At 53.5% G+C, this 14,400-nt stretch carries 12 protein-coding genes; 5 read left to right on the top strand and 7 right to left on the bottom strand.

The genetic code is table 11. The annotated features are described in order from the left end of the window. Positions 1–18 precede the first annotated feature (18 nt). The gene (locus AAIR21_RS00475; RefSeq protein WP_230075023.1) at positions 19–222 is read right to left on the bottom strand and encodes a hypothetical protein; all 204 of its coding nucleotides are present in this window, start codon (positions 220–222) and stop codon (positions 19–21) included. 550 nt (positions 223–772) lie between these two features. After that, a complete protein-coding gene (locus tag AAIR21_RS00470) occupies positions 773–1,714 on the bottom strand; it encodes a VirK/YbjX family protein (RefSeq protein WP_020883410.1) in 942 nt (313 codons plus the stop codon). A 167-nt stretch (positions 1,715–1,881) separates the two neighbouring features. Here AAIR21_RS00470 and pphA point away from each other — a divergent pair, with 167 nt between their 5' ends. Next, complete coding sequence (gene pphA / locus AAIR21_RS00465) at positions 1,882–2,526, top strand: protein-serine/threonine phosphatase (RefSeq protein WP_020883411.1); 645 nt, start codon at positions 1,882–1,884, stop codon at positions 2,524–2,526. A 34-nt stretch (positions 2,527–2,560) separates the two neighbouring features. Here pphA and AAIR21_RS00460 read toward each other — a convergent pair whose 3' ends face one another. The 4 genes from AAIR21_RS00460 to yebS form a co-directional block, all read right to left on the bottom strand. Beyond that, positions 2,561–2,800: a YebV family protein gene (locus AAIR21_RS00460; protein ID WP_020883412.1), complete on the bottom strand. Its 240-nt coding sequence runs from the start codon at positions 2,798–2,800 to the stop codon at positions 2,561–2,563. Positions 2,801–2,905: 105 nt separating this feature from the next. Continuing rightward, the gene (gene rsmF / locus AAIR21_RS00455) at positions 2,906–4,348 is read right to left on the bottom strand and encodes a 16S rRNA (cytosine(1407)-C(5))-methyltransferase RsmF (protein ID WP_032669968.1); all 1,443 of its coding nucleotides are present in this window, start codon (positions 4,346–4,348) and stop codon (positions 2,906–2,908) included. A 76-nt stretch (positions 4,349–4,424) separates the two neighbouring features. Next, the gene (locus AAIR21_RS00450; RefSeq protein WP_020883414.1) at positions 4,425–7,058 is read right to left on the bottom strand and encodes a PqiB family protein; all 2,634 of its coding nucleotides are present in this window, start codon (positions 7,056–7,058) and stop codon (positions 4,425–4,427) included. Next, positions 7,027–8,310, bottom strand: coding sequence for a membrane integrity lipid transport subunit YebS (gene yebS, locus AAIR21_RS00445; protein ID WP_020883415.1), 1,284 nt, complete (start codon positions 8,308–8,310; stop codon positions 7,027–7,029). Before yebS ends, AAIR21_RS00450 begins: the two co-directional genes overlap by 32 nt. Positions 8,311–8,442: 132 nt before the next feature. Here yebS and AAIR21_RS00440 point away from each other — a divergent pair, with 132 nt between their 5' ends. From AAIR21_RS00440 to htpX, 4 genes are all read left to right on the top strand, one after another. Then, positions 8,443–8,940: a GAF domain-containing protein gene (locus AAIR21_RS00440; RefSeq protein ID WP_183516242.1), complete on the top strand. Its 498-nt coding sequence runs from the start codon at positions 8,443–8,445 to the stop codon at positions 8,938–8,940. Positions 8,941–9,036: 96 nt separating this feature from the next. Beyond that, positions 9,037–9,723: an RNA chaperone ProQ gene (proQ, locus tag AAIR21_RS00435; RefSeq protein WP_183516243.1), complete on the top strand. Its 687-nt coding sequence runs from the start codon at positions 9,037–9,039 to the stop codon at positions 9,721–9,723. A 19-nt stretch (positions 9,724–9,742) separates the two neighbouring features. Further along, a complete protein-coding gene (prc, locus tag AAIR21_RS00430; RefSeq protein WP_020883416.1) occupies positions 9,743–11,791 on the top strand; it encodes a carboxy terminal-processing peptidase in 2,049 nt (682 codons plus the stop codon). Between the two features lie 193 nt (positions 11,792–11,984). Further along, positions 11,985–12,866 carry a protease HtpX gene (gene htpX, locus AAIR21_RS00425; protein ID WP_014170610.1) on the top strand — a complete coding sequence of 294 codons (882 nt, stop codon included), beginning with the start codon at positions 11,985–11,987 and terminating at the stop codon, positions 12,864–12,866. Positions 12,867–12,914: 48 nt separating this feature from the next. Here htpX and AAIR21_RS00420 read toward each other — a convergent pair whose 3' ends face one another. Further along, positions 12,915–14,288: an MFS transporter gene (locus tag AAIR21_RS00420; protein ID WP_020883417.1), complete on the bottom strand. Its 1,374-nt coding sequence runs from the start codon at positions 14,286–14,288 to the stop codon at positions 12,915–12,917. Positions 14,289–14,400 lie beyond the last annotated feature (112 nt).

The following is a 14,400-nucleotide window of genomic DNA, read 5'->3' as shown; positions in this document are numbered from 1 at the left end:
ACTTTATTTAATTCGTTTTCATTTAAAACTAAATGAGCGGCCAAAAAACACCTTGTACATCCCCATTACGCGAGGTAACTCACCGCCGGTGTATTTTCGCCAGCGATTGCTTCCTGCAAGCCCGGCAAACTTTGCCATTTGGGTACCCGTAAGACCGAGCGATGACTTGAGTAGAGCAAGGTCTTCCGGCGTAGGTGAGGCATAGTTTTCAATCAGAGGCATAACACACCAGTAAAAGCCGAACGGACATAGTTGGTTATCTAAATATAAGAAAATTAGGGTGGAGACAGCAATTGCATTCGTAAATCAGTATACAATTATAATCGTATCCCAACGAAATATCAGCAAAGTTTAGACACTTCAGTAATGAATAGCACCAGCATTTCTGTGACGATGATTGTACTACCTTTCGGGAGGTGAGACCCCGTGGCAAGAGGGCACGCTTTCGCACAACGGTAGCCCCTTCAGGATTTTTCATCAACGAACCAAAACAGAAACAAGCTTAATGTTCAGTCCGTTATTGTAAAATACCTTTGCAACAGCGGCAGAGTGGAGAGTAAATCACATTGAAAAGCGGGGCAAATGAACTGGGAGGAAGGTCAATTTTATCCCACAGATCGTCTGTTCTGGCCGGACGTAACCTCAAGGATCACTTTTTACCTATAAAAATACCCTTCGACCGAATCGACATCAATCACCCGGCAAAACAGCATGCCCTTTTTGCCGGTTTTGTTAAATTTTTGTGCAGAGTTGAAGAAAGCTCTCAGCGCGCTTAAAAGCGTGATTTCACCTCAGCCTCAATGCAGTCAAGCAGTTCAAAGCGACGGCGATATTCCGCCCGTTTTTTACTGGCGATATCTTCCAGGGATTTACGCTCCATCTGTAACGGCAGTTGCCAGCAGAAAGAGGATATTTTTTTACCGTCCAGACTTGCCCAGAATTCGTCATAGCTGGCATGGAAATGACGGCCTTTGCTCAGGCGGTAACGCAGTGCGCGGAAAACGTGTCCCTCATCACCAACAGCAAAAATTGCCCGGACGGATGAATGTGCGGCCAGCTGGAAAACCACTTCCATCAGCACGCGTTTTGGAAACAGGCCATGGCAGGCGCGGGTCGCCAGTTTAATGGCGTCATGCGAGACGTTGCGACGTGGCCCCTGAAGCCCACCAATCACCAGCACTCGCTGCCCGTTACTGCGGGCGACGCTAAACGTCAGGCTTGCGAGCACGGTATTCTCGCTGTCGCGCAGCCACAGCGTGCTTTCACCTTCCCGCTCGGCTTTGCCGGCAGAGGAGGCACTCACGGTATAGGTCGCGTCGTTTTTTGCCTGAAATTGCACTATCGTCTGCTCTTGCGGGCTGGTCAGCGCGTTGGCGAGGGTGATATTTTTCAGGCTATCGACCCAGTGATAATGGCTGATGATAGCGTCAGCCCGATCGCCGGCCGTCAGGCCACGCATCAGATACTGCCTATGGGTTTTACTCGGTAAGGTAATTTGAGAGGCCAGCAGACGGTCAAAATCATCACGTCCTGAGAGCGTTTCCAGCACGCGATGGGTGGAAGACCAGAACAGGAGCGAGCGCAGCAGGAACTTCAGACGATACTCGCGCTTCTGCCAGATTGGACCCGGAACGCGTTTTCCTTTCACCAGCTCGGAAATGATATTTGTGCGATGCGGATAGAACACATCGTTGTGCAGGTGCATATTAGACACGTTAAGACCTCTCGTTTAATTCATGCCTTATTCTAAAGAGTCAGCAAAAAGGGATTAATAGCGCGCGGATCTTTATTTCCATTTGGTTTACCGTTCGTTTGGCTTTGTGAATGCTGCGCGTGTCAGCTGTAATTTCTGCTGCGTCTATACTTAAGCAAGGAGGTTTTATGTATCAGCGAATCGATGGTGGGAAGTGGCGGCATGTCTGGGTTGTCAGCGACATACATGGTTGTTATCAGTGGCTCATGGATGAACTGAAACGCCGGCATTTTAATCCTTATGAGGATTTGCTTATTTCCGTAGGGGATGTAATTGACCGTGGCCCTGATAGTATTAAATGTTTACAGCTCATGAATGAAAAATGGTTTCGTGCAGTACGGGGCAACCATGAACAAATGGCTATCGACAGCCTTGATAATAATGATTTCGCACTCTGGACAATGAATGGCGGAATTTGGTTTACCCGCCTTGAGCACACACAGCAGCAGCTGGCGCTGACGTTACTTAATGCGTGTCGGGAACTGCCGCACATAATCGAGATAACCTGTGCAAACGGTTTGAATGTGATTGCTCACGCTGACTATCCCGCAGCGGAATACCGCTGGCAAAAACCCGTAAGCGCCCAGCACGTACTATGGGATCGCGACCGGCTGATGGGGTTTATGGTCGGGAAAGGGCAGGGGATCGGCGGTGCGGACCATTTCTGGTTCGGACATACGCCACTTGACCGGCGGTATGATTTTAATAACCTGCACTACATTGATACCGGCGCCGTTTTCGATGGTTACTTTACGCTGGCGCAGCTTCAGTAATAAATAACCCGCCTTCGGGCGGGTTCTCTTTAGGTCAGGCAAGACGCATGACCCAGGCATCGGATTGACTATCGTAATGCTCACGGTAAAGGACTGAGTGTTCGCCATCAAGTATTGCCGGTACGCTGGTATCGGCATCCCAGGCATCCAGTTGCATGCACAAATCCGGGTCGGATTTGCAGGGAATACTTAACGTTCGTTCGCCCTGTGCTTCGCCGCGCAATTCTGCGTCGTCGATTTCGAAAGCGCCAATACGCACGCTGGTTTTCGTCATATTGCTCTCCGGGTGTGTTATCAAAATCTGGTATGACCAGTATGGGCATCCATTTTTGATCGTAGACAAGGAGAGCAAAATCGCCAGTAAAAAAATGCGCTTTTTTCAGCCGGTGCGATCGTTACCGGTAAACAATCGCCCATCACGAACCAGCTCTCGCGGATAGCTGTTTTTCAGTCGTGAGCCTACCTTTTTCGCCAGCCCTAACGGATAACCCTGATAGGTCACCACCACTTCATCATGCGATGGCGTGTTGTCCGGATATACATCACGGCCCCGGTACCACTCTTCGGCTTCCTGGTGCGTCAGGGCGAACGTATTCTCGCTGCCGGCGAGGGCGATAACAGCCTCATGCTGCCAGCGATAGCCTTTATTGTGCACTTCCGCCAGGCGGATCCCGATGCGGGAAAAACGTACCTTGCCGATAAGCGGCTCAATATTTGCCGGGAAAAGCCAAATCTCTTTATCGCGAATCCAAAGATGGCATGTGTCATCCCAGGCCAGCCCGACCTTAGCGGCGGCGGTAGTGACTTGCTCCGCCTCACGCCTTTTCATGGGGGCGAAGGGGAAATTGCCGACCTTAAACGTCGGGGCTGGCAGTGGCTCAACCGTCTGCGTTTTACGCAACCGTGCGACAAAAAAACCTTCGCAGTCATAAATCTGGGGGAAAACGTGCAGAAATCCTTCAGGCGTGACGGCTTCATTGGCTGAAGCGAACAAGCCGTTTAACGGCAGGAACTCGACGGCATCAGGGTATTGCGCCTTGAGCCACAGACAGACGTCCTCGTTCTCGTCACGGTTTAAGGTGCAGGTCGAATAAACCAATGTGCCACCGGGACGCAGGGCATGGAAGGCGCTGTCGATCAGTTCGCGCTGGGTGGCGGCAATCTCAAGGTTACTCTCCACAGACCAGTTTTTTAACGCATCAGGATCTTTACGCACCACCCCTTCGCCGGAGCAGGGCGCGTCCAGCAGGATGGCATCAAACGCTTCTGGCAGGGCTGCGCCAAATACGCGGCCATCGAAGTGCGTCAGGGCAACGTTATGGATCCCGCAGCGGCTGATGTTAGCGTGCAGAACTTTAACGCGACTGGCTGAAAACTCGTTGGCGAGAATGGCCCCGCGATTTCCCATCCTGGCGGCAATCTGCGTGGTTTTGGAGCCCGGTGCGGCAGCGACATCCATGACGCGTTCTGGCGCATTATCATCCGTAAACAGGGCGGCAACCGGCAGCATCGAGCTGGCTTCCTGGATATAAAACAGACCACTCAGATGTTCTGCGGTACTGCCCAATGGCAACGACGCTTCGTCATCCCGTTCAATCCAAAAACCCTCTGCACACCATGGTACTGGCGTCAGTTGCCAGTTATACGGCGAGACCAGCGCCAGAAAATCGGCGACACTTATTTTCAGCGTGTTGACGCGAATACTCCGGCGCAACGGCCGCTGACAGGCGGCGATAAAATCGTCTAACGAGAGGTGAGAAGGAAGCGCCTCGCGCATCTGCGCCAGGAATTGTTCAGGAAGAAATACGGAGTTTTGAGCCACGTGCACACCACAGGGAAAAGTTCAGGGGCGCAGTGTAACATAAAGGCTCCGGTGCGTTGACACCGGAGCCCTGAGATTAACGCGGCAGGGCAGTGCCCCATTCACGCCACTCTTTCGGCTCGCTTTCGAGCAGCAGGAAGTGTTTGCCCGGTTGCGCTTTCGGCGCCAGCGGCGTCCCCGGTGGTGTAGCGAAAGCAATACCGCCACGAATAAACTGGTTGAAGGTGCCGGTTTTCACCACCCCGCCCGTCAGACCGAAGTCCAGTGAATAGCCGGAGGCCAGCCAGAACACCGAGTTATTACGCACCAGGTGCTGGTAACGATCGCTGATGCGTAATGCCACCATCACGCGGTCAGAGAGCGTACCGAGCGTCAGGCCCGTCACTGTACCCACCTCAATCCCGCGGAACAGCACCGGTGTGCCGATGTTCAGCGAGCCTGCTTCCGGCACTTCCACCACAATGCTCAGGCCATCCAGATAGCGAGAGTCAGTGATCGTGGCTTCCTGCAGTTCAAAGTCACGGCGAGCATTCCCTTTACCGGGTTCGACGTTGATATAAGGCTGCAGGATAGTGTCGAGGTGCTCAACGCCAGCGGCCGAAATCTGTGGCGTCACCACCGAGAAGCGGGAGCCTGAGCGGGCGAAGGTTTGAACATATTCCGGGTAGAGCACGGCGGTGGCCTGGACCTCGTTACGCGCGGTGATAAGCGTTAGCTTCTGGATCTGCCCGATATCAATACCCAGATAACGGATAGGCATCCCTTCCGCCAGCTTCCCTGCATCAAAAGCATGCAGGGTAATCTGCCCGCCAACGGCACGGGCAGCGGTTTCAGACGGGAAGAGAATACGCTTATCGCCTTTACGCAGGTTTGCACCCGCACCGCTGAGGTTATCGAAGCTGATCGCTCCGCGCAGCGCACGTGAAAGCGGGGAGGCCTGCACGGTCAGCCCGTTACCGTTAAGCTGCACTTTCGCACCACCTTCGGCCCAGAACACGCTATTCGGGGTCAGCAACTTGCGATACTCCGGTTTGATATGCAGTTCGATATCAAACGCGTCCGCATGAGGGCGTACGGCAATCACTTCCCCGACCTCAAACTTACGGTACAGCACGACGGAGCCAGCCTGGACATCAGGAAGCGTCTCGGCGCTTAGCGTCAGTGTCGTGGTTGGGAGATCGCTCATGCTGTTTTCAATCGCTTTGTCCAGGTTGGCATACAGCGGATAACTGTCGCGCACCGGGCCTTTATTGCCCGGTAAAATGCGGATCCCGCCGTTAACCCATTCGCTGGCGCTGGCACCGAGGAACTCAACGCCGTCGAGGCCAACCTTCACGTCGACGCGGCTGTTCACCACAAATTTACTGTCGCCATGCACGAGGTCGCTGTATTGCGGATCGATAGCCACCGAGAAGCTCACGCCGTTTTCAGAGAGCGTACGCTCCAGTACCTGGCCCACCTGGACGCCATGCAGAATCAGCGGCTGGCCGGCTTCGATACCGTAACTTTCAGGCGCGGTCAGTTTTACCGTTACGACGCCCGGTTTTTGCAGCAGCGCTTTATCTGCCGGCGCAACAACGAAACTGTTGCTGGGTTGACCTTCACCGGGGATCAGTTCAAACGTATTACCGGTCAGAAGATTGCTCAGGCTGGTATCGTTCAGAGACAGTTTTGGGCTGCGCATCTCGATACGCGTTTTTTCACGCAGGAGATCAACCACGCTCGGGTCGACGGTCATCTCACCGGTCACGGAACCGCCTGGATTGAGCGTCATTTTGGTGAGCTGCCCAACCTGCAATCCCTGATACATAAGCGGTGTGGAACCCGCTTTCAGCCCTTTAGCGTCGGGCAGGGCGAGTTTGACGATCACGCCGCGCTGGCTGTGCGCCAGGTCAGCATACAATCCGAAGGTGTCATCTGCCGTGGCCGGGCTGGAGTTTTCCGGAGAGTCGAAGGCAACGGCGCCGTTGACCAGTGCGGCCAGGCTCTCGAGCTTCACTTTGGCACCGCTCAGGCTGAGATCGGCATCCACGCCGGAGACGTTCCAGAAACGGCTGCCTTTTTTCACCAGGTTAGTGAAGCGGCGATCGATTAACACATCAATCGTCACGCCCTGTTTATTCGGGTTGATGGCGTAATCATAAACGCGACCTACCGGAATTTTACGGTAATAAACCAGTGAGCCACTGTTGAGGGAACCCAAATCCGGTGCCTGCAGATGGATCATCAGATCGCCGTTGTTCAGTCGGTATTTTGGTTGGGTATCCAGCGCAACAAAGTGATCCTGCGGTTCACCTTTACCCGGCATCATGCCGATGTAGTTACCGCCAACCAGTGCATCCAGCCCTGAAACACCCGCCAGAGAGGCCTTAGGCGTTACCAGCCAGAACTGCGTTTCGCTGCGCAGCGCATCCTGCATATCGGACTTAATGCTGGCGCGGACCTGAATTTTATTCAGCCCTTTTCCCAGGCTGATGTCCTGAACGGTACCCACCTCAACCCCCTGGAAGCGGACAGGGGTTCGCCCGGCCACAATGCCGTCGGCAGACTGAAAGTCAATGGTGATGGTGCTTCCGCGATCTTCATAACTCGTCCAGATAAGCCAGCCTGCAATCATCAGGGCGATGACAGGCAGCAACCAGAATGGAGAAATGCGGCGTTTTGTTTTAATTCTCGCTTCAGTCGGCGAAGCGGGCGTTTCCTGACTCATGTGCATCCCAAAGTAAGCGGCTATCCAGCCATTCCACAGCAAGAATAGTCAATATCACCGCGGAGCCGAAATAAAAAGCTGCGGGTCCCATTGTAAAAGCCAATAACTGGTCGCGATTGATCAGCGACATCATCAACGAAATCACGAACAGATCCAACATCGACCAGCGGCCAATCCAGGTGACGAATCGCAAAAGCAGAATTCGGGTACGTAAACCTTGCTCACATTTGAAGTGAATACTCAGGAGCAGGGTAAACATCACCACCACTTTGGTAAACGGCACCAGAATACTGGCGATAAACACAATTGCCGCCACCCCCACGTTGCTGTGGGCGAGGGAGATGATCCCGGAGAGGATGGTATCCTCCTGGCGCCCACCATTCACGTAAATGATGGAAATCGGCAGCATATTGGCCGGGATCAAAAAGACCAGTGAGGCAATCAGCGCGGCCCAGCATTTTTGCAGACTGTTGTTGCGCCGCAGTCTCAGGGGAATATGACACCGCGGGCAACGGCCACGTGGGTCGGGCAAGCCAGTATAGTGACACCCCAGACAGACCCGGAGACTTTCATCCGGTCGCGTGGCCGGGCGCTGAGGGTAAAAGCGCTCCCAGAGCTGTTCGACGTTCAGATGAATGAGTGTGAGGATGCTGAGCAAGACGAGGCAAATAAATGCAAAGAGTCCGACCCCGGGCTGCAAGAATGCATAGTCCTGCACTTTTATGGACGCCACGCCGACGCCCACCAGGTAGATATCCAGCATGACCCACTCTTTCAGTTTGTCCAGCATCAGCAACACGGGGCGGAGATTCATCCCCAGAATGTTACCAAACCAAAGATAGGCAATGGCAGCGACCAGCACCAGCGGCGCGCCGACCGTACAGAACAGCACCATGGCGGCGGTGAGCGGGTCACCCTGGCGCGTCATCTGCCAGATCCCCTGCAGTACGTTGGCATCAATACGCACACCAAGCAGGTACAGCTTCAGCAGCGGTTCGCCCCAGGCAAACGGCATAAGAAGCAGCATGGTGATGGCCATCGCGGCGAGACGGGTCAGCGACCAGTCGCGGCCGTCGCGAATTTTAGCGTCGCAGCGGGGGCAAAAAGCACTTTCATGCGATTTCATCTTCGGCAACATAAAAAGCGTATCGCACTGCGGGCAACGCTGATAATGTGCACGAGGCAAAGCTTCGCTTACCGTATGGACAGTTATCTTTTTTGTCGGCGTAATTTTGGTTGTTTTTAAGGCCATCAGCTGCGCACAAATAAGTATTGTTGAACGTTATATTAACTCATGAACGGATTCATCTTGAGCATGAGCGCATTTAATGCTTATTTTAATAGGCTATGCGGTAATTTTGTAAGACAACTAAGTGATTGAATAATGAACAAAACAGAATTCTACGCGGATCTTAACCGCGATTTTAAGGCATTGATGGCGGGTGAGACCAGCTTCTTAGCCACTCTGGCAAATACTAGCGCATTGCTGTTTGAACGGCTATCAGACGTTAACTGGGCCGGTTTTTACCTTCTGGAAGGTGAAACGCTGGTGCTAGGCCCGTTCCAGGGTAAAATTGCCTGCGTGCGTATTCCCGTAGGACGCGGCGTTTGTGGTACAGCGGTCGCGACTAAACAGGTACAGCGCGTCGAAGACGTCCATGCGTTTGACGGACACATTGCCTGTGACGCAGCTAGCAATTCTGAAATCGTTCTGCCTCTGGTGGTAAAAAATCAGATTATTGGCGTTCTGGATATCGACAGCACGGTCTTCAGTCGCTTCACAACCGAGGACGAACAAGGGCTGCGCGAGCTGGTGGCGAACCTCGAAAACGTTCTCGCCGCAACCGATTATCAAAAATTCTTTGCGAGCGTAGCAGGATAATCAACGGATAACGTAGCATTTACTGATAGCGTCATTATAATGACGCCTGTTCATGCCTGCGCTTGTTGGCAACGTCCGTTGTAATCAGGAAATTTCATGGAAAATCAACCTAAGTTGAATAGCAGTAAAGAAGTTATCGCATTTCTGGCCGAGCGTTTCCCACAGTGCTTCAGTGCTGAAGGTGAAGCTCGTCCCCTGAAAGTCGGTATTTTTCAGGATCTGGTGGCACGCGTTGAGGGGGAAATGAACCTCAGCAAAACTCAGCTTCGTTCCGCCTTACGTCTTTATACTTCGAGCTGGCGTTACTTGTACGGTATCAAAGCGGGCGCGACGCGTGTTGATCTTGACGGCAACCCTTGTGGTGAGCTGGACGAGCAGCACGTTGAGCACGCACGTAAACAGCTGGAAGAAGCCAAAGCACGCGTTCAGGCACAACGTGCAGAACATCAAGCGAAAAAACGCGAAGCCGCAGCGGCAAACGGCCAGGAAGAAGCGCCTCGTCGTGAGCGTAAACCACGCCCAGCGCCGCGTCGTAACGATAATAACGATCGCAAACCGCGTGCTGACAAACCAGCAGCTAAAGCCCCGCGCGCCCCTCGTGAAGAGCCGCGCCATACGCCGGTTTCTGACATTAACGCCCTGAGCGTGGGTCAGGCACTGAAGGTGAAAGCGGGTAACAACGCAATGGACGCCACCGTACTGGAAATCACCAAAGATGGCGTTCGTGTACAGCTGACTTCTGGTATGTCAATGATTGTACGCGCAGAACACTTGTTGTTCTGAAACGGAGGCCAAGCCTGGCATGAACACTTTTTTTAAGCTCACCGCGTTGGCGGGCCTGTTTGCTATAACAGGCCATGCTTTCGCAGTGGACGATATCACGCGTGTTGATCAAATTCCGGTCCTCAAGGAAGAGACGCAGCACGCGACGGTGAGCGAGCGTGTGACCTCACGCTTCACCCGTTCGCACTATCGTCAGTTCGATCTCGATCAGGCCTTTTCGGCCAAAATCTTTGACCGCTATCTGAACTTGCTGGATTACAGCCATAACGTACTGCTCGCCAGCGATGTCGAGCAGTTCGCTAAGCGTAAATCCGGGGTGGGTGACGAGTTGCGTTCAGGCAAGCTGGATCTGTTCTACGATCTCTATAACCTGTCGCAAAAGCGCCGCTTTGAACGCTATCAGTATGCGCTGAAAGTGCTGGAACGTCCGATGGACTTCACCGGCAACGACACCTTTAATCTGGACCGCAGCAAAGCGCCCTGGCCGAAAGACGAAGCCGAGCTGAATGCGCTGTGGGATGGAAAAGTAAAATACGACGAGCTGAGCCTTAAGCTGACCGGCAAAGATGAAAAAGAGATCCGTGACACGCTGACGCGTCGTTACAAATTCGCTATTCGTCGTCTGGCTCAGACCAACAGTGAAGATGTTTTCTCACTGGCGATGACTGCTTTCGCTCACGAAATCGATCCGCATACCAATTATCTCTCGCCTCGCAATACCGAACAGTTTAATACCGAAATGAGCCTGTCTCTGGAAGGTATCGGTGCGGTGCTGCAGATGGACGATGATTACACCGTGATCAACTCAATGGTCGCCGGTGGCCCGGCGTCGAAAAGCAAAGCGATAAGCGTAGGCGACCGCATTGTTGGTGTGGGTCAAACCGGACAGAACATGGTCGATGTGATCGGCTGGCGTCTGGATGATGTGGTTGCGCTGATCAAAGGTCCGAAAGGCAGCAAAGTTCGCCTTGAAATTCTGCCAGCCGGTAAAGGCACCAAAACCCGTATCGTTACCCTGACGCGTGAGCGTATCCGCCTGGAAGACCGCGCGGTGAAAATGTCGGTGAAGACCGTGGGTAAAGAGAAGGTGGGTGTTCTGGATATCCCGGGCTTCTACGTCGGGCTGACTGATGATGTAAAAGTCCAGCTGCAGAAGCTTGAAAAGCAGAACGTGAGCAGCGTCATCATCGACTTGCGCAGCAACGGTGGTGGGGCGCTGACCGAAGCGGTTTCACTGTCCGGGCTGTTTATCCCGTCTGGTCCGGTGGTTCAGGTGCGCGATAACAACGGTAAAGTACGTGAAGATGCCGACAACGATGGTGTGGTCTATTACAAAGGCCCGCTGGTGGTCTTAGTCGATCGCTTCAGTGCTTCCGCGTCTGAAATCTTTGCCGCCGCTATGCAGGACTATGGCCGTGCGCTGATTGTCGGTGAGCCGACATTTGGTAAAGGTACCGTACAGCAGTATCGTTCTCTGAATCGTATCTACGATCAGATGCTGCGTCCGGAATGGCCTGCACTGGGTTCGGTTCAGTACACCATTCAGAAATTCTATCGTGTGAACGGCGGCAGTACGCAGCGTAAAGGCGTGACGCCGGATATCATGATGCCGACAGGCACGGAAGAGACTGAAACCGGCGAGAAGTTTGAAGATAACGCATTGCCGTGGGATAGCATTAACGCCGCGACCTACGTGAAAGCGGGTGATATGACGCAGTTTGGTCCTGAACTGCTGAAAGCGCACAACGATCGCATCGCCAAAGATCCGGAATTCCAGTACATCATGAAGGATATTGCTCGTTTCAATGCCCTGAAAGATAAGCGGAATATTGTTTCTCTCAACTACGCTCAGCGTGAGAAAGAGAACAACGAAGATGATGCAACGCGTCTGGCGCGTATCAACGATCGCTTCAAGCGTGAAGGTAAGCCTCTGCTTAAGAAACTGGACGATCTGCCAAAAGATTACCAGGAGCCGGATCCTTACCTCGACGAGACGGTGCATATCGCTCTTGACCTGGCGAATCAGGAAAAGGCGAAGCCCGCCGTGCAACCCGCACCGGCAAAATAATTCCCCAACAGGCACAAGAAATTGTGCCTGTTTCTTTTTGTTCCGCATTCTCCCGTCAGGCAAATTTCCAATTGTGTAAAGTTGTGTCTTTCTGGTGACTTACGCCCGATGGATGCTTGAAAATAGCCGTAATACCCATACGATGTGGGTAATCGCATAGTGCGCTTTGTTAAACTGAGGTTAAAAGAAAATTATGATGCGAATCGCGCTCTTCCTGCTCACCAACCTTGCGGTGATGGTGGTTTTCGGGCTCGTGCTAAGCCTGACAGGAATTCAGTCGAGCAGCGTTCAGGGTCTGTTGATTATGGCGCTGCTGTTTGGTTTTGGTGGCTCATTCGTTTCACTCCTGATGTCGAAATGGATGGCACTGAAATCGGTAGGTGGTGAAGTCATTGAGCAACCGCGTAACGATATGGAACAGTGGCTGATGAATACCGTGGCTCAGCAATCGCAGCAGGCGGGTATCGCCATGCCGCAGGTGGCCATTTACCACGCGCCAGATATTAACGCCTTTGCTACAGGTGCCCGCCGTGATGCGTCGCTGGTTGCCGTCAGCACCGGGTTGTTGCAGAACATGAGCCGTGACGAAGCCGAAGCAGTTATCGCTCACGAAATCAGCCATATCGCTAACGGCGACATGGTCACCATGACCCTGATCCAGGGCGTAGTGAACACCTTTGTTATCTTCATCTCCCGTATTCTGGCGCAGATCGCCGCAGGCTTTATGGGCGGGAACCGCGATGAAGGGGAAGAGAGCAACGGCAACCCGCTGATCTACTTCGCGGTTGCGACGGTTCTGGAGCTGGTATTCGGTATTCTGGCCAGCATCATCACCATGTGGTTCTCCCGTCATCGTGAGTTCCACGCGGATGCTGGCTCGGCGAAACTGGTTGGCCGTGAGAAGATGATTGCCGCGCTACAGCGTCTGAAAACCAGCTATGAACCGCAGGAAGCGACCAGCATTATGGCATTCTGCATTAACGGTAAATCAAAATCGCTGAGCGAACTGTTTATGAGTCACCCGCCGCTGGATAAACGTATTGAAGCGCTGCGCAGTGGTGAATACCTGAAGTAACGCTAAGAAGAGCAATGAGCCGGGCTGGAGATATCCGCCCGGCTTTTTTTATGCCTGTACTCTGGGCTGGGTAATGCGCAGCCCGCTGATGATGGCGGCGAGGGTGGCAAGGGCGCCTGCGGTGAAAAGTGCAACGTGGTTGCCATTTTGCCCGGCAAGATTAAACATCAGCGCGACCAGGGCCGCGCCGGTGCTTTGTCCCAGCAGACGTGCGGTGCCTAACATACCGCTGGCACCACCGCTGCGATGGCGCGGCGCTGAGGTGATGATGGTGTGGTTGTTAGGCGACTGGAACAGACCGAACCCTGCACCGCACAGGATCATGCGCCAGATGATATCCAGATCGGTGGGTGATGAGGGGAGTAGTGCGAGTGCGAACAACCCCGTGGCCATGACGGCAAGCCCCAGCGCGCCAAGCAATCCGGCGTGGACGCGCTCAATCAAATACCCTGCCAGCGGCGCCATTACCATCGTCGCCAGTGGCCACGGCGTTAACAGCAGTCCGGTCTCGACTTCAGTACGTCCCACCACACTTTGCAGGAAGAAGGGCAGAGAGACCAGGGCCAGCATCTGAGCGCAGAATGAGCAAACAGAAGTACAAATCGAGAGAGAAAAAAGAGGAATACGCAGCAGGTCGACAGGCAATAAAGGGACAGGGAGCGCGAGCTGGCGGCGTACAAAGAAGAAGCCAATCACCAGCAACGCAATGAGCTCCGCGGCGGTAAGTAAAAGGGACTGACCTTGTGCAAAGCCGCTCAGGGCAGTAATCAGCAGGCCAAAGGTCAGGGCATTCATCACTGCGCTGATGAGGTCAAAGCGCGGCATCGTGCTTTTGGGACCGTTCGCGGGAAGATAGCGCAGAGCAAAGAAGAGGGCCACAATACCCAGCGGTACGTTAATGGCGAATAACCACTGCCAGGACGCGACAGAGAGTATGGCCGCCGCAAGGGTTGGCCCGGCCGCAGACGAGACGGCGACAATAAACGAGTTTATCCCCATACCGCGTCCCAGATGACGCTGCGGATAGATTAAGCGGATCAACGCCGTGTTGACGCTCATCAGTGCCGCCCCCCCAAAACCCTGCGCTATGCGCGCAAGCGTCAGAGTATGCAGCGAATCAGAAAGGGCACAGAAAAGGGAAGTAAAGGTGAATACCAGCAGGCCGCATTGATACACCCGTCGGTAACCGAACATATCGCCCAGGAAAGAGAACGAGAGCAGTGAAACCACGATCGCTATCTGGTAGGCATTGACTATCCATATAGAACTGGCAGGGGAGGCATGCAGGTCGCTGGCAATGGTTGGCAGGGCAACGTTAGCGATTGCACCGTCAAGGACGGCCATTGAAATACCGATAACAATCGTGGCGATAGCGCCATACCGCTGGGGCAAAGGCAGGCCATCGGACAAGTTTTTTTCCATTAGGGATGAAAAGCTCAGTGTGAAATTATTCTCAGGGTAACTATTTTAGCATCGTTATTTCAGTTTTATGTCGCAGATTTGTAACGAAGTAAACGAGGATCGATTGCAGGTA

The organism is Enterobacter sp. PTB (assembly GCF_051130085.1).
Lineage (GTDB): Bacteria > Pseudomonadota > Gammaproteobacteria > Enterobacterales > Enterobacteriaceae > Enterobacter > Enterobacter ludwigii.
The sequence above is the reverse complement of the archived record's forward strand: the minus strand, read 5'-3'. Positions and strand labels throughout refer to the sequence as shown.